A 23439-nucleotide genomic window follows, 5' to 3' on the forward strand; every position below is an offset into this window, starting at 1 on the left:
TCAGCCCTGGACGTATTGCAGCCCGACCGCCGACTCGAGATCGGCGCCGGCCGCGTGCAGCGAGACGTCCCACGTGTTGTCGCCGACGACTCCGTCCGCGGTGACGCCGCCCCACTTCTGCAATGCCTTCACTGACGCCGCGGTGTTCGGCCCGAACTTCCCGTCCACACCGTGCGGAGTGGTGCCCCACTGCCCCGGCGCGCCATTGGTGAGGACCTGTTGCAGACTCTTGACGACTGCTCCGCTCGATCCCTGCAACAGGGTCGGCATCGGCCCGCCGTCGGGCAGGTGGGCCCAGGTCACCGGCCCGGCCACGCCGTCCGCTGTCAGGCCGTTCGCCTGCTGAAACTGCTTTACCGCGCTCGTCGTGCCGGGTCCGAACACGCCGTCGACGACGATCGACGGGTTGGGCGTGCGGTGCAGTGCTCGTTGCAGCCTGCGGACGGCCGTGCCGGTCGCGCCTGCGGAGATGGTGGGCTGGCCCGGATTCGGGCTCCGGCGCACGGTTGTCGTGGGCGTGCGCAGCCAGGCCTCGGCGGTGATCGCCTGCATCGATGGCACGTCGATGATGCCGATCGTGTTCCAGGTGAACATCGCATATCCCTGCGTCCCGGCGCTCAGGTTCGATGGCACGCTCACGCCCAGCTGCTGCGCAAGCCAGCCGAATGTGCCGTAACCACAGAGGGATACGCAGTGGTCCTCGTTGGAGTCGGGCGTGAACCCGGTCGCGAACCAGCCGGTGGTGCCATCGGTCGACTGCCAGGCGCCGTCGAGCTGGTCGGCCGCGACACCGAGCTTGACCGGCCCCTGCGCGATGGCGCTGCGCACGTTCGCGGGGTTCGTCCAGTCGACCGAGACGTGCGAGCCGTCGCCATACAGGCTCGGGCTGAGGTAGAACCCGTCGGATTGCATCCAGGTGAGCACGTCGACGAGGTATGCGCCCTCCAGCACGCCGTGCAGGGTGGCCCAGGCAATGACGGAGGCGTCGGGAACGAAGACCTCGGGCTGGTGGCAGGCCTTGGCGAACGCTTCCTCCGCGGTGACGCAGTCACCGTGAACGTCGTTGCCCCACATGGAGATCCGCTGCGGCACGACGATGTATGACGGGGGCGCGCCGGCTTCGGTCAGATGCGGACGGGCGGCGGCCAACACGCTGCGCGGGGCCGGTCGCGCGCCACGCTTCGGAGACTGAACAGGCATGGTGCACTCCTTCGATGAGGCGCCCGGCCGCGCCGGGCTTGGTCTGCTGACCCACCAAGAAGGAGGTCCGGCCGGGGACGGTGATACCGGGACAGCACTGCGCCGGGCCCGCCGGACTGCCGAACGCGGGCGAGCCTCTCTCGGCCGGCGGATACCTGACTCCTCAACGAGTGATCGTGTAGGTCGTCATCGTCTCGGCAGGCTCGCAGCACGGCAACGTCGAGTTCAGCGTCGTACAAGGGAGTCTGACGTAGTCGGCCTTCGATTTCGGCACCGTTGCGCACAGCCATCGGGTGAGGCGCGTCCCTGTGAGTACGGCGGTCGACGAGACACACGCACGACGCCGGCGGCCGAGGGGCCAGCCGTTCCGCAGCGTCCATCCAGCGTGGCGCCCTGCTCGCCGGCTGCGAAACCCGCGCCGGCCACCAGGGACTGGAAGGTCGGATCGTCGTCGCGCAAGCTGACCTCGACGACTCATACGTGTGGCTGTCGATCAGCTGCCTCGCGCATTGCCAGACCGTCTGCGGGGCAACGGTTCCCAGCGCTGGCGCGACGACTGGATGGACCTGCCAGCGATCGTCGTGCCAGCGCGTGACGAGCACGCCTGCGACCGGGCCGCCGTCGTACAGCCAGAAGCGGCCTGCCTCCCCTCGGATTCGGACTTCGCACCATGTTACCGCGGTACCTTGGTCCCATGACAACAAGTTTTGCCAGGGTTCAGCTCGGCGTCCGGATGGAAAAGAACCTCGTGAAGGTGCTCAAAGGGCTCGCCGATTTCAACGACGAGTCACTCGGGGAACTACTGGAGCGGATCGTGCTGCACTCGTTCGAGCCGGTGCCCGGCGACGAGGGCGAGTCCTGCGCGAGCCCGCACAGCAAGCGTCAGCTCGAGGTCATCCGCACGCTGCGGAAGCTGTATGACGTGCGCGACGACTCGCACGCCAGCCGTGAGTTCCCGCGCGACGACTCGGCGAGCGACGCCTGACGTTGCCTCGGCCCCCCTGCTCGCGACCAGCGCCTGGTCAGCTCACCCAGCCGCCGCGCCAGCCCCAGCCCCCCAGATCCCGGTAGGTCGCACCGCCCTGCCGGCCGCCGAGATAGCCGCCGACGACGGCAGCGCCCAGGTCGTCCAGTTCGGGTGCGACGACCCGCCCGTCGGCACGGCGAGCGAGCTGGTCGACGAATCGAGCCAGTCCGGGGTCTTCGCCCAGCCGGAAGATCGTCGTCTGGGCACCGAGGCGCACCGCGGTGTCCAGCTCGCGCACGGTGTAGGCGATGGTCAGCGGATGCGGCGGGTAGTCGAACCAGGCCTCGCCGTTCGGCTCCAGGTGCGCGGTCGGCTCACCGTCGGTCACGATGAGCAACACCGGCTGTGCGTTCGGGTGACGGCGGAAATGCTGGTTCGCCAGCATGAGCGCGTGATGCAGGTTGGTGCCCTTGTCCCACTCGGCCGACAGCGCGGTGAGCGTGTCGATGTCCATCGACTGCGCGTGCCGGCCAAAACCGATGAGTTGCAACGTGTCCCCGCGAAAACGCGTCTGGATCAAGTGGTGCAGCGCGAGAGCGGTGCGCTTCATGGGGACCCATCGCCCGTCCATCGCCATCGAGAAGGAGGTGTCGACGAGCAGCGCCACCGCCGCCTGGGTGCGCGCCTCGGTCTCCTGCACCTCGACGTCGGCGATGGTCAGCAGCCGGTCGTCGGCACCGCTCGCCCGGCGCAGCACAGCGTTCGTAAGGGTGCGCGTCACGTCCCACGGCTCCGTGTCGCCGAACTGCCACTCGCGGCTGGCGCCGGTGGGCTCCCCCGCCATACCGGCCCGACGGGCGTCGCGCGACCCGGCGCGCCCGTTCAGCCGAGTCGCCACATCCTTGAGCAGCGTGCGACCCAGCTCGCGCATCGCGCGCGGTGACAGCTTCAGCTCACCGCTGGAATCCTTTGTCAGATAACCCCGTTCGCGCAGCGCCCGCTCCAGCTCGGCCAGGGTCCGCGCGTCGGCAGCAGCCTCGTCGCCGAGCTGGCGCGCGAGCGCGTCGAGATCCAGATCGTCCATCTGCGCGCCGGAATACTGCTGCGACAACTGCTCCGACAGCTCGTCCAGCTGCGCCAGGTCCTGTATGACGCCGGTGCCGTCGCCGAGCCCCATGCCCTGCTGACCGCCGAACTCCTCCGACCCGGACCAGTCCTCGCCGGGCCGCAACCCCTGCAGGTTCGCGTCCAGCTGGGCCAGCTGCTGCATCAGCTCGGGTGACCCGAACGCCTGCTGCGACAGCTGCATCAGCTCCTCGCGCTGTTCGGGGGTCATCGAGTTGAGCATCCGCTGGGCGGCGGCCGCCCGCTGCGCGAGCGAGTCGAGCAATTCGTCGATGTTCTGCGGGTTTTCGGGGAAGAAGTCCCCGTGCTTCGCCATGAAGTCGGCGAACTGCTGGTCGGTATCCTCGCCGCGGGCGTGTGCTTCGAGCAGCTGGTTGAGGTCGCGCAGCATGTCGCCGATGCGCTGCCGGTCCTCGTCGGTCGCTCCCTCCAGCGCCTGCTTCATCCCGGCGAACCGCTGATCGAGCAACTCACGCCCGAGCAGGTCCTTGATCTGGTCGTACTTCTCGCGGGCTTCGCTGCTGCGCCACGGATAGTCGGCGAGCTCGTTCACCGCGGCCGCCGTCGACGGCGGGAGGTTCTCGATGCGCACTTCCGCGAAGCGGGCATCGTCGTCCAGGTCGCGAGCCAGCTGTTTGCGCTCGGCGAGCACCGCCTCGTCGAGCAGCTTCTTGATGTCGGCGAAGGTGCCGTCCAGGTTGTGCTTGGCGAGCAGTTCCCGGCGCTTCTCGGCGATCTGGCGGGCGAGGTCGTCCAGCCCGCGCTGCTGGCGGCCACCGCGGCGCAGGAATTCCCGCATCGCGTGTTCCGGGCTGTAGCCGGCCATCACGTCCTCGCCGATGGCGTCGAGCGCCTCGGCGAGGTCGACGGGTGGTGCCAGCGGGTCGGGGCCGCCGGCATACCGACCGTAGCGTGACCGATGAGTGTGCTTACGTGCCAACGAGATACGCCTCCAGGATTTCGGGAAGTATGTCGGGCGTGTGCAGGACCAGATCGTCCGGTTCGGCCGTGAACAGCCCGCCGTATGTCGACAGCTCGATGTCGCACCCCGTGACCCGATAGACGCGGTCGTCGCGCACCCGCTCGCCGCCGACCAGGACCTCACCGTCGGTGATCTCGGCCCCGACCATCACCAGCTTCCCGAACGAGCGGCCGCGCAGGAAGCGTGGCGACCTCGCGGCATTCTCATCGGTCGCGCCGGACAGCGCCATCCGGCGCAGCTGCGCACCGGTGACGGTCGCAGTGGCGGCATTCGCCGGCGATGAGGTCAGCGCCCACAGGTCGCACCGGCGCACAACGCCCGTGGACAGGCCGGCGTCCAGCTGGGCCGGGAAGATCACCCCGACGTCCGCGGGATGCCGCGCCAGCAGTGCCGCTGCCATCAGGCGCGCTGCGCCACCACCGGTCAGCGGGTCGAAGTCCGCGCCCTGCGAGGATCCGATCGGCTCGGCGAGCCACTGCTCCAGGTCGCACTCGGCAGCCGAAACCTCTTGCAGCACAGCAGGATCCTGCGGACCGCCGGACGCGATCTCCTCGACCGTCATCGAGACGACCTCGACCCGGCCGTCCTCGATCTGCACTCTGACCCGACCGAGATGCTCGGCGTAGTTGCCCGCCTGCACGATCGGTAGGCCGGCCCGGTCCCCGTCCGGCAGCAGGGTGTGCGTGTGTCCGCCGACGATCAGATCGACCGCGCCGCGGGCATCCCACGACAGTGCCCGGTCCAGGTCGACCCCGCAGTGACTGAGCACGACAACGACGTCCGCTCCTTCGCGGCGGACCTGTCGCGCTGCGCGATCGACGCACTGGAACAGCCCGAACTCCTGCATCCCGAACGACCCGTAGACCGACGCCGGCACGGTGATGCCGATGACCCCGACCCGCACCTCCCCCGCGTCGATCAGTCGGTATGGCGCGACTCCCGGCAACAGTCCGCCGTCGACGCCCAGATTCGCCAGCACTGGAGGGGAGCCCAGTGCCTCGGCATACCTCGGGAGCACCCGCGGCCCGTAGCGCATCAGCCCACCGTTGCCGGGCACGGCGACGTCAACGCCGGCGGCACGCAGCGCTCGCCACCCGGACGTGCCATAGCTCAGGGCCGACAGCCGCACGCTCGACTCCTCGATGTCACCACCGTCCATGAGCAGCACCGGATGTTCGGCCTCGGCGCGAATCTGCTTGGCCCGGTGGGAAGCTCGCGCCAGCGCGGCATACCGGCCGTGGACGTCGTTCCAGTGCAGGATCTCCAGCGTCGTCATACGCCGTCCTCGCCGTAGACGGTGTTGCCGTCCTCGTCGGACTCCTTGCTGACCTGCTTGACCAGGTAGAGCCCCTCCAGGGCGAGTTCGACCGCCGCCGCACGTTCCCCGGCCGTGAGGGCGCCGAGCCGCTCGGCGATCTGGTCGTAGAGGTCCGACTCCCCGAGCACCGGCAGGTCGCCGAGCACCGCGCCGGCGCTCACCTGTTCACCCGTCGTCACCTGTGCACCATGCTCCAAGGCGCACACCAGCAGGCCGAGGTCTATGCCGCGCAGCCGGCTGCGTGCCGTGTCGGCGGTCGCGAGCCGCAGCAAGTGCTCCAGGATCGCCTCCTCCCGGCCCTCGTGGCCGGTCTCGAACTCCACCTTGCCGGCGAGCACATCCAGGGCGGTGCCCAGGTCGATGACGCGGGCCACCGCCTCGTCCTCACCTTGCAGAGTCGCCCGGTGCAGCGCCGCGGCAGCGACTGTCTCAGCCGCGGCAATCGCGAAACGCGCTGATACGCCGGACCGTTGGTCCACGGCAGTGGATTCGCGCAGGCCCCGGGTGAAGCGTGCCAGGATCTCCACGAGGTATGACGGGACCGTCGCGACCAGCTGCGCTTCCTGCTCGATCACCGCCATTTCGCCTTCGACCTCGAGCGGGTAGTGGGTGCGGATCTGCGCGCCGAAGCGGTCCTTCAGGGGGGTGATGATCCGGCCGCGGTTGGTGTAGTCCTCGGGGTTGGCGCTGGCGACGACGAGGACGTCCAGCGGCAGACGCAGCGTGTAGCCGCGCACCTGGATGTCGCGCTCCTCCATCACGTTGAGCATCGCGACCTGAATGCGTTCGGCGAGGTCGGGCAGCTCGTTGATCGCCACAATGCCGCGGTGGGCGCGCGGGATCAGCCCGAAGTGAATGGTCTCCGGATCGCCCAGGCTGCGGCCTTCCGCAACCTTCATCGGGTCGACGTCGCCGACCAGGTCGCCGACGGAAGTGTCTGGTGTTGCGAGCTTTTCGGCGTACCGCTCACTGCGATGCCGCCACGCGACCGGCAACTCGTCGCCGAGTTCGGCGGCTCGCCGCCGGGATGCCGGGGTGATCGGCTCATAGGGGTGTTCGCCGAGTTCGGAGCCGTCGATGACCGGCGTCCATTCGTCGAGCAGCCCGACGAGGGTCCGCAGGACGCGGGTCTTGCCCTGGCCGCGTTCGCCGAGCAGCACCACGTCGTGGCCGGCCAGCAGCGCGCGCTCGAGTTGGGGCAGCACGGTGTCGTCGAAGCCCTGGATGCCGGGCCACGGGTCGTCCCCAGCGGCGAGCCGCGCGACCAGATTGCCGCGCAACTCCTCCCGGATGGTCCGCTGCCGGTGCCCTGCGGCGCGCAGTTCGCCGACGGTCGAGATGGTGGGTGCAGGTGTCGAAGTGGTCGAATCCGTCACCACACCAACGCTACGCCTCCATCTTGGAGCGCCTCGGGGGGTTCGGCTCAGCCCTGCCGCCCAGCGTCCGGCGCGCAGACGTCCGAACGCGTGAGGAAGCGGTAACCCGTCGGCCCCTCCAGCGAAAAGCCCGCCCCACGGCCCTTGACCAGATCAATGGTCAGCTCCGTGTGCTTCCAGACTTCGTACTGCTCGCCGGAGATGTAGACCGGCACCGGCTGATAACCGTCGCCGACCGCGAGATCGCCCAAGTGCACGTCACGCTGCCCGATGCGGTATTCGCCCTGCGGGTAGCACATGGGGGACGAACCGTCACAGCATCCGCCCGACTGGTGGAACATCAGCGGGCCGTTCTCATCGATCAGTTGCCGAAGCATCCGGGCTGCGTCTTCGGTCACCTCGACCCCGGCCGTGTGTTGGTCAGTCATCGGAATCGCTTCCCTTCTCATGGCGTTCGCCCGCCCCGCCATCGTATGGCGGAACGGGCGAACGACCGGATCACCGGCTTAGAAGAAGCCGAGCTTGTTGGCGCTGTAGGAGACCAGCATGTTCTTGGTCTGCTGGTAGTGGTCCAGCATCATCAGGTGGTTTTCGCGGCCGATGCCGGACGACTTGTAACCGCCGAACGCGGCGTGTGCCGGGTAGGCGTGGTAGCAGTTCGTCCACACCCGGCCGGCCTGGATCTCGCGGCCGGCACGGTAAGCCGTGTTGATGTCGCGGGACCACACACCGGACCCCAGGCCGTAGAGCGTGTCGTTGGCAATCGACATGGCGTCGTCGAAGCCGTCGAACTCGGTCACCGACAGCACCGGGCCGAAGATCTCTTCCTGGAAAATCCGCATCTTGTTGTTGCCGACGAAGATCGTGGGGGCCACGTAGTAGCCGCCGGACAGGTCCCCGCCGAGGTCGACGCGCTCACCACCGGTGATGATCCGCGCGCCCTCCTTGGTGCCGATGTCTATATAGGACAGGATCTTCTCCAGCTGGTCGTTGCTGGCCTGCGCGCCCACCATGGTGTCGGTGTCGAGCGGGTTGCCCTGCACGATCGCCTTGACCCGCTCGGTGCCGTCGGAGAGGAAGGAGTCGAAGATCGACTTCTGGATCAGCGCCCGGCTCGGGCAGGTGCAGACCTCGCCCTGGTTGAGCGCGAACATCGCGAAGCCCTCGAGCGCCTTGTCGTAGAACGCGTCGTTGTGCGCGGCCACGTCGTCGAAGAAGATGTTCGGGCTCTTGCCGCCGAGTTCCAGGGTCACCGGGATGAGGTTCTCGCTGGCGTACTGCATGATCAATCGGCCGGTGGTGGTCTCACCGGTGAACGCGACCTTGCGGATCCGGTTCGACGAGGCGAGCGGCTTGCCCGCCTCCACGCCGAAACCGTTGATGATGTTGAGAACTCCGGCCGGCAGCAGATCGCCGATGAGTTCGGCCAGCAGCAAGATCGACGCGGGGGTCTGCTCCGCGGGCTTCAGGACGACGCAGTTGCCGGCGGCCAGTGCCGGCGCCAGCTTCCAGGTTGCCATCAGCAGCGGGAAGTTCCACGGGATGATCTGCCCGACCACACCGAGCGGCTCGTGGAAGTGGTAGGCGACGGTGTCGTCGTCGATCTGGCTGATGTGTCCTTCCTGGGCACGGATCGCTGCCGCAAAATAGCGGAAGTGGTCGACCGCGAGGGGCAGGTCGGCCGCCAGGCTCTCGCGTACCGGCTTGCCGTTGTCCCAGGTCTCACCGACGGCGAGCATCTCGAGGTTCTGCTCGATGCGGTCGGCGATCTGCAACAGGATGTTGGAGCGTTCGGTGACCGAGGTCTTGCTCCATGCCGGGAAGGCGGCCCACGCGGCGTCGAGCGCCTTCTCGACGTCGGCCTCGGTCGACTGGGCGATCTCGGTGAACACCTTGCCGTTGACCGGCGAGATGTTCTCGAAGTACTTGCCGGTCGCCGGCGGCACCCAGTCGCCACCGATGAAGTTGTCGTAGCGGGACTTGTACGAAACGGGGCTGCCCGCTTCGCCCGGTCGCGCGTAAGTAGTCATCTGGAGGTCCTCCTGGCGGATCGTTTCGTCGCACAAGCACCATTGCCCTGCGTGTGATCCACGTTACGTGGCGCAACGTTGCACGAACGTTGCGTTCGTCACCTTCCGCGCAAGTGGGTGACTCGTGCGCTGACGGTGTCGCTGCGCGGTGACCGCGGGCCCATCAGCGACTCGGCGGTCTCCCACAGTTGCAGGTCGTCGCGCCCGAAAGCCGTATCGGCAAAACGTAGTAACAGGTCTGAATCCCCGTGTGCCAGCACGGAATTGCGCATCCGCAGATGCAACTGATCCCTGATCTGTATGACGCCAGGTGCCTCGGACTCCGGCAGCACCGGGCCGCGATAGGCAGCGACCGCTGCACCGATCTCGCCCCGGTCGAGGTGTTCGCGCACTTCCGCGACGTCGCTATGGATGTGGCCCGCCAGCCGGTATGGCCGGGACACCAGCATGCCTGAGGGGAGCAGGCCGCGCAGCCGCGACACCTCCGCCCGCAACGTCACCGAGGGACGGTCGTCGTCGGTCAGTTCGACGGAAAGCTGACCGGCCGACATACCGCCGGTGGATTCCGAGAGCAGCAGGAGCAGTTCGCTGTGCCGCAGCCCGAAGCGGCGCAGGCTGTCTCCGCTGGACAGGGTCGCTCCGCTCCCGCCGAGCACGGTCAGGCGGTGTCCGCCGGAGCGCCACGGCGAGTCCTGCATCGTCAGGCCAGATGTCAGGCGGCTGATGCGTAGCTGCGCTTCGACCGCGGCGACCGTGGCGCTCACCAGTGCGAGGCTCTGCGGCGCGGCCGCCTCGTCGCCCCCGGTCAGGTCGAGTGCACCGAGCATCGCACCGGTGTCGGGATCATGGATCGGCGCCGCCGAACAACTCCACGCCGTAGCCTGGCGGACGAGGTGCTCGGCACCCCGGATGCGGACCGCGCGATCGATCGCGAGGGCCGTGCCGGGTGCGTTGGTTCCCGCGGCCTGCTCGGTCCATTTGGCGCCGGGAAGGAAGAGCATCGTCTCGGCACGAGCCCGCAACGTCGCGTCACCTTCGACCCACAGCAGACGTCCGGCCGCGTCGCTGACGGCGACGAGCAGGCCCGCCTCGGCGGCACTGTCGGTCAGCAGCGAACGGATCAGCGGCAGTGACGCGGCGAGCGGATGGTTCTCCCGAAGTGACTCGAGGGCGGAGTCGCCGAGCGGCTCCTGCCGCAGCTCGGCCTCGGGGTCGAGTCCGTCGGTCAGCGAACGCAACCACGACTGATAGACCTCAGGGCGCACGGCGTGCCGCTCGCGCCGCTCCAGAAAGGCCTCGCGGGCGCGTTCCACCGCGCGACGGTCGTCGCCGAGAGGCTGCGGTCGCGAGCGGACCATCACTCCACGGTAGTCGCCCGCGCGCGGTCTGCCCCGGCGTTCGCTGATTGTCGTCCCCTGTTCGTACGCTGGCCGGTATGACGCAACGCATCGGCGCACATGTCGACCAGCAGGACCCCATCGCGGAAGCAGCCGCGCGCGGCACCACGGTCGTGCAGTTCTTCCTCGGCGACCCGCAGAGCTACAAGGGACCGGTCGTCGCGTATGACGGCGGCGCCGCCAAACTGCGCGCCGACGCGGAAGCAGCCGGAGTGACGCTCTACGTCCACGCGCCATACATCATCAACGTCGCCACGCTGAACAACCGCATCCGCATCCCGAGCCGCAAGCTGCTGCAGCAGCACCTGAACGCGGCTGCGGAGATCGGCGCTACCGGGCTGATCGTGCACGGCGGGCATGTGAACAAGTCCGACGATCCGGCCACGGGTTTCGACAACTGGCGCAAGGCGATCGAAGCCACCGATTGCAAGATCCCGTTGCTGATCGAGAACACCGCCGGCGGCGACAACGCGATGGCCCGCCACCTCGACCGGATCGCCGGTGTGTGGCGGGCGATCTCACGCGCGGAGGGGCACGAGCAGGTGGGATTCTGCCTCGACACCTGTCACGCCTGGGCGGGTGGCATCGCGCTTGCGGAGGCGGCCGAACGCATCCACGACATCACCGGACGCATCGACCTGGTGCATGGCAACGACAGCCGCGACGGCTTCGACTCCGGCGCCGACCGGCACGCCAACCTCGGTGCGGGACAGATCGATCCGGACGAACTGGCCGCCGTCGTCCGCGCCGCGGGCGCGCCCGTCGTGTGCGAGACGCCCGGCGGCGCCGACGAGCACAAGGCGGACATCGCTTGGTTGCGCGACCGGCTGTAAGGCCCCAAGATTTTCGCTCGGTCGGACCTCAGTCCGCGTGGCTGACCATGTTGACGACCGTGCCGTCGGGGGCCTGCACGAAGAAGCGCCGCACACCCCATTCCTCGTGGGTCAGCGGGTGCACGATGCGATAGCCGCGGCGTTGCGCTTCGGCGTATGCCGCGTCGACGTCCGCGACGTGCACGGAGATCGCCGAATCCACCGGCGCTGTGGCGTCGCGCGTCACCAGCTGAACCGCCGCACCGGTCTGCGGCGCGCTGCGATGCGCGACCCAGCCGAGGTTGAAGCCCTCGTCGGTGAGGCCGAGGAAGTCGCGATAGAAACCGGCTGCCTCGGGGATGTCGGCGACCGGCAGATTCACCGTGAGGTCGCGCGCGAGTCCGGGGGCTGATGGGCGGTCCGCCTCCGCGGGCTGGTTGAACATCCACCGGTGCCCGAACGGGTCGTGCAGCACCGCGATCCGGCCGTGCGGCGTGTCCTCCGGCTCCCGATCGATCTGCGCCCCCACCGTTTCCGCCCGCCGGACGACGACGTCCACCGCGGACGTCTCGACGTGCAGCGAGACCGCGCTGCCCCGCGTCGGGTTGGGCGCGGCCACCCCGGCACCGTCGAACTGGTCGGACAGCATGAAGCATCCGTCCTTGCCGATCGTCAGCTCCACGTGCCCGATCCGTCCGTCCTCCATCACGATCGGCTCGAAAGACACCCGTGCGCCGAAAGCGCTGCGATACCAGTCGATTGCGGCGCGTGCATCCGCGACGCAGAGGTATGGCGTGATCATGCCTCAGCTCCTCGATAGGTGACCGTCCCATCCCAATTCCACTGCGGCAGCGACAGATCCGCGGGGACGTCGTCGGCCGACCGGTGATAGCGGTACATCGGATGCCAGGTCGCCCACCTCCAGTAGTCCAGCACCGCCTGATAGGCCTCGGGGGCCGCGTCCAGACCGGCGTCCTGCAGTGCGGCCGCGAAGCAGTCGACGGCTCGCTCATTCATCTCGTCGTGCTCGCCGTTGCCGCTGTGGATGCGAACCACGTGAGTGTGGCCGCCATACGTCTGCGTGTAGCGGGGCGGCCCGCCCAGTGCCTCGCCGAGGTATGCCGCGAGCCGGTCCACGTGATCCGGCTCCGTCCCGCCGTGGAAAGCGTGTCCCACGACCGGATCGGCCATCGCCCGCTCGTGCCAGGCCGTCGCGATGTGTGTCATACCGGCACCTCCGCCGGCTGCTTCGAAGATCGACTGCTCTGTCATGGCGTGCTCCCGGGTTGTCCTACATCCCCGTCAGTCTCTCGCATCGCGGGCGACACGCGGAGGGCTCGATGTCAACTCGCCGCTACCGATCGGTAGCCGGACGGGCGTTCAACTGGTTGAATCGCTTCCTATGAAGGCCTCTCGCCGGGTGCGGTTCGTGGACGTGCACGGGCACCGCCGTGCCTACGTCCTGACCGGGCACGGCCCGGCGCTGCTGCTGCACGGCGTGGCGTGTGACCACACGACCTGGGACCGGGTCATCCGACCGCTGTCGCGCGACTACACGGTCATCGCTCCTGACCTGCTCGGTCACGGCCAGTCGGCGAAGCCACGTGCTGACTACACGCTGGGCGGTTTCGCCAACGGCATGCGAGATCTGTTGTCCCTGCTGGAGATCGAACGCGCCACCATCGTCGGGCACAGCTTCGGCGGCGGGGTTGCGATGCAGTTCGCCTACCAATTTCCCGAACTCACCGAACGGCTGGTGCTCGTCGCGCCGGGTGGCCTCGGTCCGGAGGTCAGCCCGATCATCCGCGCTGCGACGCTGCCCGGATTCGAGCAGGTCATGGGTGTGCTCACGCTGCCGGGCATCCGGCAGGTCAACACTGTTGGGCTGCGCATCGCACACGCGGCGCGTCTGCCGGGCACGCGTGACATCGACGAGATCGCCACCGTCTACGACAGTTTCCGCGATCCGCAGACACGGGCTGCGGCACACCACGTGCTCCGCGCCGTCGTCGACCGGCACGGGCAGGTCGTGACCATGACCGACCGTGCATACCTGACCGAGTCAATGCCACTGTGCGTGATCTGGGGAGCCGAAGACCCGATCATCCCGGCATCGCAGGCGGACACCGTTGCCGAGCTCGCCCCCGGCGCCCGCGTCGAAATCGTCGAGGACAGTGGGCATTTCCCCCACCGGGACCATCCGGAGGAGTTCCTGCGCATCGTGCGGGACTTCCTGGCGTCGACACGCCCCTCGGCATACGACCGAGAGCGGCTGCGCCACTTGCTGCGCACCGGTGCCCAGCGCCCCGTCCGGCGCGCGAGAGCCGGTCAGCGGCCGGTCGCTCCGCTCACCGGCTGACCGCCCCGGGCGACCACCCCGGCCGGCAGGTACGGTGCGGCGAGTGGACCTCGTCATACGCGACCGGCAGGACGCCGACCTGCCCGCGCTGGCCGACCTGCTCGAGCGCCAGCAGCCGCAGACCCGCTATCCGTTCATCTGGCCGTTCCCGCGGCCGATCGAGGAATTCCTGAAACGACCGACCGAGTTGCGCTCCTGGGTCGCGGAACTGGACGGGGAGCTCGTCGGGCACGTCGCCGTCGAGCGTGTCGAAGACGACCCGATCGGGCGGTCCTGGGCGGCCGCGCACGGGGCATCGATTGACGAACTCCGTTGCGTCGGAGTCTTTTTCAGTGACGTCTCCAAGTCGGGCCAGGGCATCGGATCACGGCTGCTCGCGCTGGCCACCCAGGTCGCGCGGGCCGAGGGTTATCCGGTGCTCGACGTCGTCACTGCGCACCGGGTCCCGATCGACCTCTACCTGCGCCGCGGCTGGCGGATCATCGACACCGTCCAGGCCCCGTGGCACCCGGAGACCGACCTGCCCATTCACCTGATGATCCTGCCGAGGTCGGCGAGTAGCGTTTAGGTATGACGAAACTGGGTTACCAGATCCCGAACTTCAGCTATCCCGGCGTCGCCGTCGACCGGATCTTCCCGACCGTCGTGCAGCAGGCGAAGGAAGCGGAGGCCGGCGGATTCGACACGGTCCTGGTGATGGACCACTTCTATCAGCTGCCTGCACTGGGCGACCCGGACGAGCCGATGATCGAGTGCTATGTCCTGCTGTCGGCGCTCGCGCAGCACACCACCCGAGTCCGGCTGTCCGCCCTGGTCACCGGCAACACCTACCGCAACCCGACACTGCTTGCCAAGGAAATCACCGCGCTCGACGTGGTCTCCGGCGGCCGGGCTCAGCTCGGCATCGGCGCGGGCTGGTACGAGCTCGAACACGACTCTCTCGGCTACGAATTCGACACCTTCACTGATCGGTTCGAGCGACTTGAGGAGGCGCTGCAGATCATCCTGCCGATGCTTCGAGGCGAGCGGCCGACCTTTCAGGGGAAGCGATACCAGGTCCGCGATGCGATCAACTCGCCGGCACCGCTACGGCCCATACCGGTGATGATCGGGGGTGGCGGCGTCCACAAGACGTTGCGCATGGTCGCGCAGTATGCCGACGAGTCCAACCTCATCTGCGCCAAGGACGAGCTGCCGGCCAAACTCGCGGCGCTGGACGAGCACTGCGAGCGGCTGGGCAGGGACCGTGCGCAGATCACCGTCAGCTACCAGACTTCGGCGTGCATCGCGCCCACCCGGGAGCAGGCGCAGCGCGAATTCGACGACTACCTGGAGCGCACGCCACGAGCGCAGACGCGCGCCGCATCGGTGATCGTGGGCTCGTCGGACGAAGTCGCCGCGGCATACGCCGATCTGCTCGCGATCGGCATCGACGGCATCACCGTCAACGCTCCGGCCAACGGCCACCTCCCCGGCCGGGTCCAGCTGCTCGGAGAAACCCTCGCGCCGCTGATCGGCTAGAGCGTGTCTCTTAATGTGTTTTGAGGTAGATGATGCTGGCTGCCAGGAGGATGCCGCCGAGGAAGGTGCGGGCGTGTTTGTCGTAGCGGGTGGCGATGGCGCGCCATTGCTTCAGGCGTAGGTAGCTGCGTTCGACGGTGTTGCGTTTCTTGTAGGTGCCGGGGTCGAACTTCGGTGGCCTGCCGCCGCGGCTCCCGCGTGCCTTGCGTTGCGCGACCTGGTCAGACCGTTCGGGGATCGTGTGCGCAACCCGGCGGTGTCGCAACGTGTTTCGCGTGGAGGGATGCGAGTACGCCTTGTCCGCCAGCAGCCGGAATCCGGTTCCCCGACCCGCAGCTTTGCGGTCATCCAGCAACGGCACCAGTTGCGGGTTGTCTCCGGCCTGGCCCCCGGTCAACCGCACCTGCACCGTGGCCGTGGCCTGATCGGCCAACGAGTGGATCTTGGTCGATAGCCCGCCGCGGGAGCGACCCAGAGCGTGATCAGCAGGCTCGGACGGCAAATTCTTGTAATTCGATCCTGCCCCCTGTGTCCCGGTCAGCGTCCGCGCCGGGCACCTCGGTCACTGAATCATGCCGGGCACCGGCAGCGTGCTGGTGCGCGCGCACGATCGTGGAGTCCACCGCCAGCAGTTGCTCGACCCGGTGACCGGCATCAGCTGGCAGCAGCCCGGCCTGCTGGGCCGCGTCCATAATCTGCTGGTAGGTGCCATCGGTTGACCAGCGAAAATGCCGCTTCCACACCGTTTTCCACGGCCCGAACTCGGCAGGCATATCCCGCCACGGCGACCCGGTGCGGTACCGCCAACAGATGCCTTCCAGCATCGTGCGGTGATCAGCCCACGGCCGTCCCCGACGACCTGACGACGACGGCAGCACCGGTTCCACAACTGCCCAGAACTCATCCGAAATCTGTCCCTGACGCACCATGCATCCCACGCTCCCAGGACAACCACCCCACATTTGGGAGACACGCTCTAGGCCTGCGCAGGGCGATACCATCATGGACGGGCAGCCGCAGGCGTCAACAACCGGCCCGAGTGGGCAGGTGAGTCGCTCTCATTTCCGACGACGTCTGTCATGAGGCCAGGCACCTCGGGCAAGAACTTCAGAGAGACCCGCCCGATGGGCAACAACGCTCAGATCGCTGCGCTACTCGGCCATGTGCGGTCCGCGTTGATTGCCATCTTCATCCGCGCAGCCGATTCGACGTCGATATCGGTCGCGTTCGCGAGGGCGCACAGATTCCAGATCACGTCGAAGATCTCATGGCCGAGGGCCACCCGTGCGGAGGCTCTGTCATCTGCGGAAGCCTGCTGGTAGGCGGTCAACGCATCAGCGACCTCGCCGGCTTCCGCCACAACGTGCAGCATCCGCGCGGCGGAATCTGCCTGATCCCAGCCGTGCGCGACGGACAGCTGTCGGGCGTTCTGGCAGATCTCGTCAAGCGTCATCACCTGACGATAGCGAGCATCTCGGGCAGCAGTCGGCGCGTTGCTCGCCGAGATGAGCGGGGATCACTGACTGGTGCCCCCTGGACGCACCGGGAGCCTGACTTTCTCAGCTGCAGTAGCTCACGAGGGCCGAGCGTCACAGATCCACTACCCGCCGCAGACCGGCATCGACCGCATCCATCAGACTGTCCGGAAGTTCCACGCCCGTGTCGTCAAGGTCGGAGCGGTCAATCGTCATCGGCTGCGAGACATTGACCACCGAATCCTTCGGCAAGCCGGAGGCCAGCGCCGGGACGAAAACGTTGCCTGGGTGCCTTGCCAACGCCGTGTTGGACGTGATCGGCAGAACGACCACGGTAGAGATTCGCGACGCGTTATAGCGGTCGGACTGCACGATGACGGCCGGTCGGCGCTTAGCCGGGGCGCTGCCCCGGGGTTCGCCGAAGTCGACCCAGCACACCTCCCCGCGCCGGATCACCATTCGTCCGAAACGATGACGAGGCGGGCATTCGCGGTATGACGCAACTGAGCGGACTCATCACCAGGCTGCCCGACCTCATCGATCGCATCGTTGATCTGCTCAGTCAGGTCCGCGTCAGCCAACGCGTCCGCGTATTGCTCGGCCGCGCGCCGGTAGAACTCCGACCGGGTCATCCCGTGCCGTTGAGCAACGCGGTCGAAACGCTCCGCCTCGCTGTCCGGGAGACTGATCGCCGTCTTCATGTCCTCCAGTATAACTTTTTATACCCGGAGCCATCGCGAACTACTCGCCGAGGCAGCCTCCGGCGGTCCGCTCACCAGCCGCGCTCGGCGAGCCGGTGCGGCTGCGGAATCTCCTCGACATTGATGCCGACCATTGCCTCGCCGAGACCACGCGAGACCTTGGCGATGACGTCCGGGTCGTCATAGAAGGTGGTCGCCTTGACGATCGCCTCGGCGCGCTCGGCGGGGTTGCCCGACTTGAAGATGCCCGAGCCGACGAAGACGCCCTCGGCACCGAGCTGCATCATCATCGCGGCGTCCGCCGGGGTGGCGATGCCGCCCGCGGTGAAGAGCACGACCGGGAGCTTGCCGGCCTCGGCAACTTCCTTGACGAGTTCGTATGGCGCCTGCAATTCCTTTGCCGCGACATACAATTCGTCCTCGGGCAGGCTCCCCAGCCGGCGGATCTCCTGCCGGATCTGCCGCATGTGTGTGGTGGCATTGGAGACGTCTCCGGTGCCGGCCTCACCCTTGGAACGGATCATCGCCGCACCCTCGGTGATGCGGCGCAGGGCCTCGCCGAGGTTGGTCGCACCGCACACGAACGGCACGGTGAACTCCCACTTGTCGATGTGGTTGGCGTAGTCGGCAGGCGTCAGCACCTCGGACTCGTCGATGTAGTCGACGCCAAGACTCTGCAGCACCTGCGCCTCGACGAAGTGACCGATGCGTGCCTTGGCCATCACGGGGATCGAAACGGCCGCGATGATGCCGTCGATCATGTCGGGGTCGCTCATCCGGGACACCCCGCCCTGCGCCCGTATGTCGGCAGGCACCCGCTCGAGCGCCATGACCGCGACGGCCCCGGCGTCCTCGGCGATCTTCGCCTGGTCCGGCGTGACGACGTCCATAATGACGCCGCCCTTCAGCATCTCCGCCATACCACGCTTGACTCGGGCGGTGCCGGTCTCTGCCACGTTCGTCACTTCGAGGACTCCTTGTTCACGTCTGGATACCGTTCCAGGATAGAGCCGTCAATCGGCAGCTTCATGCCAGCCAAGCCTTCATGGCACTTTTCGGCCACGGCGCGCTCCGGCCACGGCTGACCGGCCCTCTTGATTGATCGGACCCCTTACGCAATGAGCGGACCCCATACCCGGGCCGGATTGTGGGTCCGCTCGTTCAGTTGTGGGTCCTCTCGATCGGGAGCACGGTCAGAGCCCGTCGGGGAGACGGTCGTCGAACTCGATGACCGACGGCAGCGCGGTGTGGCCGGCGAGCCGGAGGAAGCGCACCGGTGGCCGGTGCCGCAGGCGGCGCACGTCGCGCACGGCGTCATTGTGAAACCGGCGGGCGATCTCAACCCGCTGGCCGGCCGACCGCAAGCGCTCGACCACGTCCGGCCACCCGGAGTTCTCGTCGCGCAACTCGGCGATGACGTCCGGCGTGAGGGTCGTGCAGATGACCTGGGTGAGCGTCGACTCGACGGCGGCCCGCTGGTCACCGATGCCGTCGGCACGCAACTCCTCCCCCGGCGACGTGCTGTCCGCAGCATCGAGTGAGGCACTGGCCGCGTCCGCCAGCAGCGCCGAGCTCGCCGGGTCGAGTGCCCCGGAGCCGGCGACCTCGCGCACCACCTCGGCCCGCCGCACCAGCTGGGCGTCCAGCGCCGACACCGACCCTTCGACCTTGGTGTGCAGCCGGTCCAGCCGCGCGGCCGTGTAGGAGAGATACCACGCGACCAGCGCGACCAGCGCGATGACGAAGGCGGTCCAGGCGACCGCTCCCATCAGCTGCGGCCCCGCAACGCACGCTTCGCCCGGCCGGCCGAAATCGTACGCACGGCATACGGTCTCGCGGCGCGGCAGGTCTCGTAGACATCCATCACGTCGGCGGAGACCCGGTCCCAGTCGAACTCGCGCGCACGGATCGCACCGCTGCTCGACAGCGCTGTCCGCAGGCGCGGATCACGCACGACGCCCAGCACGGCCTGCGCCAGCGACTCCGCATCCGCGGTCCGGAAGAGCGCGCCCGCAGTGCCGCCGAGCACGTCCGCGAACGACGGCAGGTCGCTCGCCACGACCGGCACGCCCGCGCTCATCGCCTCCACCAGGATGATCCCGAAACTCTCCGAGCCGGTGTTCGGCGCGACATACGCGTCCACCGAGCGCAGCAACGACGCCTTGTCCGGTTCGCTGACCATGCCGAGGAACTCGGTCGCCGCTTGCACCGTAGCCGGCGTATGCCGCATCAGGTCCCTCGGATCGCCCGGCCCCGCGACCAGCAGCCGCAGTCCCGGCATCGCATGCAACAGCGCCGGCATCGCCTCGAGCAGCACCGCCAGTCCCTTGCGCGGCTCTTCCAGCCGGCCGAGGAACGCGATCGTCGGCCGCTGGGCCGTCCCCTGCCAGTGCGGTGCGAGCGGTGCCGACGCAAAGCGGTCGACGTAGACACCGTTCGGGATGATCACCGCGTCGGCGGTGCCTTCGTGCCGGTGAATGGTGCGTAAAGCCTCTGGTGACACCGCGATCCGGCCGCTGAGCTTCTCCAGTTGAGGGCCCAGCACCGGCATGATCGTCAGCAACGCACGCGACCGCATCGTGCTGGAGTGGAACGTGCCGACCACCGCACCGTCGGCGGCCATCATCGCCAGCATCGAGACGCTCGGCGAGAACGGTTCGTGCACGTGCAGCACGTCGAACTCGCCCCGGTCGATCCACCGCGCGACGCGCGCCGCCGTCACCGGGCCGAAGAGCAGCCGGGCCACCGAACCGTTGTAGGGCACCGGCACCGCGCGACCGGCCGAGTCGACGTATGACGGCAGGTCGATGTCCTCGTCGGCCGGCGCCAGCACCCGCACGTCGTGTCCCTGGGAGAGCAGCCGCTCGGCCAGGTCACGCACATGGAACTGCACCCCGCCGGGGATGTCGAAGGCGTACGGGCTGACCATCCCGATCCTCATACCGCCCCCGAGGCATCCGCGCCAGGCAATCGGGGTCCCCGTGAAGCATCCCCGCGAGGGGCCACGAAGATGCGCTGCATCATGTGCCAATCCTGCGTGCGCTCCCTGATCGTCTCCCCCAGCGAGTCCACGCACTGCTGGGTCATCGCGCGCACCTGTTCCTGGGCGGAACCTTCCGCAGGAGGCAGCACCCGCGGACCGAACCGTGCGACGACCCGGTGTGCCGCGCGACCCGGGATCGGCTCGTAGCTGATGGCGAGTGGGAAGAGCGCCGCGCCGGTGTCCAGCGCCAGCCGGGCCGGGCCGATCGCGGCGCGGCTCGGGTGCCCGCACAGCGTGACGTCGACCCCGGTGCGGGTCAGGTCGCGGTCGGCCAGCAACGGGACGAACCCGCCTCGCGAAATTGCTTCTCGCAATTGCGGATAGACGTTGTCGCCGCCCGTCAACGGCAGGATCCGCATGCCGAGCGACTCGCGGAATTCGACGAATGCGTCGAAGACCGACTCGGGCTTGAGGCGCTCGGCGACGGTCGTCACCGGCGCGAAGTGATAGGTCGCCCAGGCGCCGCAGTGGTCCCAGTTGCCCAGATGCCCGAGGAAGAGGATCAGCGGCTCACCGCGGTCCAGGACCGCCTGCGCCTCGGCGTCGTGGCCGGTCAACCGGATCCGCTCGGCCAGGGTCTCTGGTGTCTCACGCGGCAGCCGGAACGCATCGCACCAGTAGCGCAGGTATGACGAAACGCCCTCGCCCACCAACTGATCCAGCTCCTGGGGAGACAGTTCCGGCCGGACCGCGGAGTAGTTGGCGCGCATCTGCTCGACGGAACGGCCACCCCGCCGGTGCATGGTGCGTGCGACTCGATCGAAGAGGCCGTATGCCGCGCGCTCCGGCATCCGGCATACGAGCCGCCAGGCTGCGCGATAGGCAAGGCCTTCGGCGTGGTCGCGCAGCGTCACTTCGGCAGTTCCCCGGCACCGTCCAGCGCCTGCCGGCGCACGGTGAGCATCCGCTGAAACACGGTGATGAGGCTGGCCACCGCGAGCAAGGCGAGGACGACACCGAGCACTGCGGTCGGCAGGTGCAGCCAGTGAATGCCGACAAGTCCGGTGGTGACCAGCACCGCGACAAGGCGCTCGGACCGCTCCGCGATGCCAACGTTGGCCGTCATCCCGAGACCTTCGGCTCTGGCCTTCGAGTAGGACACGACCATGCCGAGGATCAGGCAGGCGAGCGCGAGACCGGCCATCACCAGATTGTTGCCGCGCCCGGCGTACCAGAGTACGAGCGCACCGAAGATCGCCGCGTCGGCGACCCGGTCGAGGGTCGAGTCGAGGTAGGCGCCCCAGACGCTGGAGCGGCCCGACATACGTGCCATGTTGCCGTCGAGGGTGTCGGAGAAGATGAACACGGTGATCACGACGGTGCCCCAGAAGAACTCTCCGCGCGGGTAGAACGCGAGCGCACCAGCACAGACTCCGAGCGTGCCGACGACCGTGACGATGTCGGGCGAGACGCCCAGCCGCAACAGCAGTTTGGCCAGTGGCGTGAAGAACTTGGTGATCGCCGCCCGGGCGTAACGGTTGAGCATGGTGCCGTCAGGTTACCTGGCGGCACCCCGTGGGGCTCAGTCCCGCGGCCAGGCGTCGGCGAGTCGCGCCCTGGTGTCCGCGAGCAGCACCGGCAGCGCTTTGGTCTGCGCGACGATCGGCAGGAAGTTGGAGTCGCCCGCCCATCGCGGCACGACGTGCTGGTGCAGATGCGCGGCCACGCCCGCGCCGGCGACCTCCCCCTGGTTCATCCCGAGATTGAAGCCATGCGGCGCGGATGCAGCGGCGAGCGCCCGGACGGCCCGCTTGGTGAGCGCGGTGAACTCCGTCGTTTCCTCGTCGGTCAGGTCGAGGTATGCCGGGATGTGACGATTCGGGCAGATCAGCAGGTGGCCGGGGTTGTAGGGAAAGAGGTTGAGGATCACGAAGCAGGTTGTGCCGCGGTGCACGATGAGGGCTTCCTCGTCAGTCCTGCCCTGTGCCGCGCAGAAGGGGCAGGCACCGTCGTCGTCATGTTCGGGTTTGTCGGACTCGATGTAGGCCATCCGGTGTGGCGTCCACAACCGCTCGAAGCCGTCGGGCACCCGGGCGAAGTCGGCTTCCGACTCTATCTGCTGCGGCATACCGGCGATCGTATGCCGCACCCGGCCGGAACATCCGCAGCCGCCTCGTGGTTGCCTGAACGGAACGCCCGACCGACGAAGGAGACGACATGCCGCTGCAGGGTGAGTACGCCGAGGAAAAGACCCCATGGGTCAAGGACCAACTCGCGACGATCGACGAGACCGGCACGACCGAATCGGTCGGTATCAAAGGCATGCAGGTCGTCGTGTTCACCATGCGGGGCGCGAAGAGCGGCAAGTTGCGCCGGGTGCCACTGATGCGGGTGGAGAAGGACGGCGTGTATGCCGCGGTGGCTTCCAAGGGCGGCGCGCCCGAGCACCCCGCCTGGTACCACAACATTCTCGCTCACCCTGAAGTAGAGGTTCAGGACGGCACGGCCCACCATGACGGGATTGCCCGGGAGATCAGCGGCGCCGAGCGGGACGAGTGGTGGGAACGGGCCGTCGCGGCCTACCCGCCATACGCCGAGTATCAGGAGAACACCGACAGGCAGATCCCGGTCTTTCTCATCGAGCCGGTCTAACTGCCGGGCAGCCGGTCGGTCAGCACCAGCTGCATGAGCGTGTCCTGCGGGCTGCCGAAGCCGGCCCGGCGGTAGAACGCCCGCGCCTGGTCGGTTGCGTTGAGTTGCACGCGATAGAGCCCGCTGTCGACGCTCCACCGGATCACCGTGTCGAGGAGTCGGGCGCCGACGCCCTGGCCCTGCAGGTCCGGCACGACGAACAGCCGGCTCAGGTGCAGCCATCCGCCGGCGCCGTGGCGCAGACTCGGAAGGCTGCGGGCCACCACCCCCACAGCGAAACCCACCGGGTCGCCGTCGGCGCGCCGAGCCAGCCACGCCGGGTAGTGGTCTGCGTCGGACGACCAGGCGTCCGCGAACTCGTCGAGGAAGCCGGTGCGCGGTGGCGCGCCACCGTCCCGGTCCCAGCGCAGGTTGAGGGCGGCCATCGCCAGCGCGTCGTTGCGGTCGGCGCATCGCGCGATGCCGATCTGGCCGGGTTGTTCGCTCACGAGGGCAGTTTTCCACGGCGAACGCGGTTTCGCGCCGCTCGGCGGCATCTTGA

The 23439-nt window shown here is 68.1% G+C and carries 25 protein-coding genes and 1 pseudogene; 6 read left to right on the forward strand and 20 right to left on the reverse strand.

Annotation, left to right across the window (positions count from 1 at the left end):
* On the reverse strand, positions 1-1200 hold the full coding sequence (locus EFY87_RS21130; protein ID WP_123271062.1) for a peptidoglycan-binding domain-containing protein: 1200 nt from the start codon (positions 1198-1200) through the stop codon (positions 1-3).
* Between the two features lie 694 nt (positions 1201-1894).
* Between EFY87_RS21130 and EFY87_RS08610 the strand changes: the two genes are divergently transcribed.
* Positions 1895-2185, forward strand: a complete 291-nt coding sequence (locus tag EFY87_RS08610; RefSeq protein WP_220093568.1) for a hypothetical protein — start codon at positions 1895-1897, stop codon at positions 2183-2185.
* Positions 2186-2222: 37 nt separating this feature from the next.
* Here the strand turns inward: EFY87_RS08610 and EFY87_RS08615 are convergent, their stop codons facing one another.
* From EFY87_RS08615 to EFY87_RS08640, 6 genes are all read right to left on the reverse strand, one after another.
* On the reverse strand, positions 2223-4232 hold the full coding sequence (locus tag EFY87_RS08615) for a vWA domain-containing protein (protein ID WP_123271064.1): 2010 nt from the start codon (positions 4230-4232) through the stop codon (positions 2223-2225).
* On the reverse strand, positions 4222-5550 hold the full coding sequence (locus EFY87_RS08620) for a bifunctional metallophosphatase/5'-nucleotidase (RefSeq protein WP_123271065.1): 1329 nt from the start codon (positions 5548-5550) through the stop codon (positions 4222-4224). The genes EFY87_RS08615 and EFY87_RS08620 overlap by 11 nt, the downstream gene beginning before the upstream one ends.
* Positions 5547-6968, reverse strand: coding sequence for a sigma 54-interacting transcriptional regulator (locus EFY87_RS08625; RefSeq protein ID WP_220093569.1), 1422 nt, complete (start codon positions 6966-6968; stop codon positions 5547-5549). The genes EFY87_RS08620 and EFY87_RS08625 overlap by 4 nt, the downstream gene beginning before the upstream one ends.
* Positions 6969-7015: 47 nt before the next feature.
* On the reverse strand, positions 7016-7396 hold the full coding sequence (locus tag EFY87_RS08630; protein ID WP_123271067.1) for a DUF779 domain-containing protein: 381 nt from the start codon (positions 7394-7396) through the stop codon (positions 7016-7018).
* Between the two features lie 78 nt (positions 7397-7474).
* Positions 7475-8998, reverse strand: coding sequence for an acetaldehyde dehydrogenase ExaC (exaC, locus tag EFY87_RS08635; protein WP_123271068.1), 1524 nt, complete (start codon positions 8996-8998; stop codon positions 7475-7477).
* A gap of 98 nt (positions 8999-9096) precedes the next feature.
* Positions 9097-10356: a sigma-54-dependent transcriptional regulator family protein gene (locus tag EFY87_RS08640; protein WP_123271069.1), complete on the reverse strand. Its 1260-nt coding sequence runs from the start codon at positions 10354-10356 to the stop codon at positions 9097-9099.
* A 77-nt stretch (positions 10357-10433) separates the two neighbouring features.
* Here EFY87_RS08640 and EFY87_RS08645 point away from each other — a divergent pair, with 77 nt between their 5' ends.
* On the forward strand, positions 10434-11228 hold the full coding sequence (locus EFY87_RS08645; RefSeq protein WP_123271070.1) for a deoxyribonuclease IV: 795 nt from the start codon (positions 10434-10436) through the stop codon (positions 11226-11228).
* Positions 11229-11256: 28 nt separating this feature from the next.
* On the opposite strand, the gene EFY87_RS20900 is transcribed toward EFY87_RS08645, so the two are convergent.
* Together EFY87_RS20900 and EFY87_RS08655 are read right to left on the reverse strand one after the other, a co-directional pair.
* Positions 11257-12009 carry a VOC family protein gene (locus EFY87_RS20900; RefSeq protein ID WP_245988548.1) on the reverse strand — a complete coding sequence of 251 codons (753 nt, stop codon included), beginning with the start codon at positions 12007-12009 and terminating at the stop codon, positions 11257-11259.
* The gene (locus tag EFY87_RS08655; RefSeq protein WP_123271071.1) at positions 12006-12479 is read right to left on the reverse strand and encodes a globin domain-containing protein; all 474 of its coding nucleotides are present in this window, start codon (positions 12477-12479) and stop codon (positions 12006-12008) included. The genes EFY87_RS20900 and EFY87_RS08655 overlap by 4 nt, the downstream gene beginning before the upstream one ends.
* Before the next feature lie 130 nt (positions 12480-12609).
* On the opposite strand from EFY87_RS08655, the gene EFY87_RS08660 reads away from it, so the two are divergent.
* From EFY87_RS08660 to EFY87_RS08670, 3 genes are read left to right on the forward strand one after another with little or no spacing between them, the layout of a single operon-like run.
* The gene (locus tag EFY87_RS08660) at positions 12610-13566 is read left to right on the forward strand and encodes an alpha/beta fold hydrolase (RefSeq protein WP_123271072.1); all 957 of its coding nucleotides are present in this window, start codon (positions 12610-12612) and stop codon (positions 13564-13566) included.
* 43 nt (positions 13567-13609) lie between these two features.
* Entirely contained in the window at positions 13610-14134 is a 525-nt protein-coding gene (locus tag EFY87_RS08665; RefSeq protein ID WP_158607559.1) for a GNAT family N-acetyltransferase, read from the forward strand.
* A gap of 2 nt (positions 14135-14136) precedes the next feature.
* Positions 14137-15087: an LLM class F420-dependent oxidoreductase gene (locus tag EFY87_RS08670; protein ID WP_123271074.1), complete on the forward strand. Its 951-nt coding sequence runs from the start codon at positions 14137-14139 to the stop codon at positions 15085-15087.
* A 10-nt stretch (positions 15088-15097) separates the two neighbouring features.
* Here EFY87_RS08670 and EFY87_RS08675 read toward each other — a convergent pair.
* From EFY87_RS08675 to EFY87_RS08720, 10 genes and pseudogenes are all read right to left on the reverse strand, one after another.
* Positions 15098-16016: pseudogene (locus EFY87_RS08675) on the reverse strand (IS5 family transposase).
* 209 nt (positions 16017-16225) lie between these two features.
* Positions 16226-16540 (reverse strand): MazG nucleotide pyrophosphohydrolase domain-containing protein, encoded by a 315-nt coding sequence (locus EFY87_RS08680; protein ID WP_123271075.1) that lies wholly within the window; start codon positions 16538-16540, stop codon positions 16226-16228.
* A gap of 136 nt (positions 16541-16676) precedes the next feature.
* On the reverse strand, positions 16677-17021 hold the full coding sequence (locus EFY87_RS08685; RefSeq protein WP_123271076.1) for a type II toxin-antitoxin system PemK/MazF family toxin: 345 nt from the start codon (positions 17019-17021) through the stop codon (positions 16677-16679).
* On the reverse strand, positions 17015-17263 hold the full coding sequence (locus tag EFY87_RS08690) for a ribbon-helix-helix protein, CopG family (protein WP_123271077.1): 249 nt from the start codon (positions 17261-17263) through the stop codon (positions 17015-17017). The genes EFY87_RS08685 and EFY87_RS08690 overlap by 7 nt, the downstream gene beginning before the upstream one ends.
* Positions 17264-17334: 71 nt before the next feature.
* Positions 17335-18228: a pyridoxal 5'-phosphate synthase lyase subunit PdxS gene (gene pdxS, locus EFY87_RS08695; protein WP_123271078.1), complete on the reverse strand. Its 894-nt coding sequence runs from the start codon at positions 18226-18228 to the stop codon at positions 17335-17337.
* 228 nt (positions 18229-18456) lie between these two features.
* Entirely contained in the window at positions 18457-19032 is a 576-nt protein-coding gene (locus tag EFY87_RS08700) for a hypothetical protein (RefSeq protein ID WP_123271079.1), read from the reverse strand.
* Positions 19032-20192 (reverse strand): glycosyltransferase family 4 protein, encoded by a 1161-nt coding sequence (locus tag EFY87_RS08705; RefSeq protein WP_245988549.1) that lies wholly within the window; start codon positions 20190-20192, stop codon positions 19032-19034. The genes EFY87_RS08700 and EFY87_RS08705 overlap by 1 nt, the downstream gene beginning before the upstream one ends.
* Before the next feature lie 8 nt (positions 20193-20200).
* A complete protein-coding gene (locus EFY87_RS08710) occupies positions 20201-21160 on the reverse strand; it encodes a phosphatidylinositol mannoside acyltransferase (protein ID WP_123271081.1) in 960 nt (319 codons plus the stop codon).
* Positions 21157-21792, reverse strand: a complete 636-nt coding sequence (gene pgsA, locus EFY87_RS08715; RefSeq protein WP_123271082.1) for a phosphatidylinositol phosphate synthase — start codon at positions 21790-21792, stop codon at positions 21157-21159. The genes EFY87_RS08710 and pgsA overlap by 4 nt, the downstream gene beginning before the upstream one ends.
* Before the next feature lie 36 nt (positions 21793-21828).
* Positions 21829-22374, reverse strand: a complete 546-nt coding sequence (locus tag EFY87_RS08720; protein ID WP_123271083.1) for an HIT family protein — start codon at positions 22372-22374, stop codon at positions 21829-21831.
* An 89-nt stretch (positions 22375-22463) separates the two neighbouring features.
* On the opposite strand from EFY87_RS08720, the gene EFY87_RS08725 reads away from it, so the two are divergent.
* Positions 22464-22898 (forward strand): nitroreductase family deazaflavin-dependent oxidoreductase, encoded by a 435-nt coding sequence (locus tag EFY87_RS08725; protein WP_123271084.1) that lies wholly within the window; start codon positions 22464-22466, stop codon positions 22896-22898.
* On the opposite strand, the gene EFY87_RS08730 is transcribed toward EFY87_RS08725, so the two are convergent.
* A complete protein-coding gene (locus EFY87_RS08730; RefSeq protein ID WP_158607560.1) occupies positions 22895-23386 on the reverse strand; it encodes a GNAT family N-acetyltransferase in 492 nt (163 codons plus the stop codon). The two genes, EFY87_RS08725 and EFY87_RS08730, sit on opposite strands and share 4 nt — an antisense overlap.
* Positions 23387-23439 lie beyond the last annotated feature (53 nt).

The sequence above is a fragment of the Flexivirga caeni genome, from assembly GCF_003724155.1.
Lineage (GTDB): Bacteria > Actinomycetota > Actinomycetes > Actinomycetales > Dermatophilaceae > Flexivirga > Flexivirga caeni.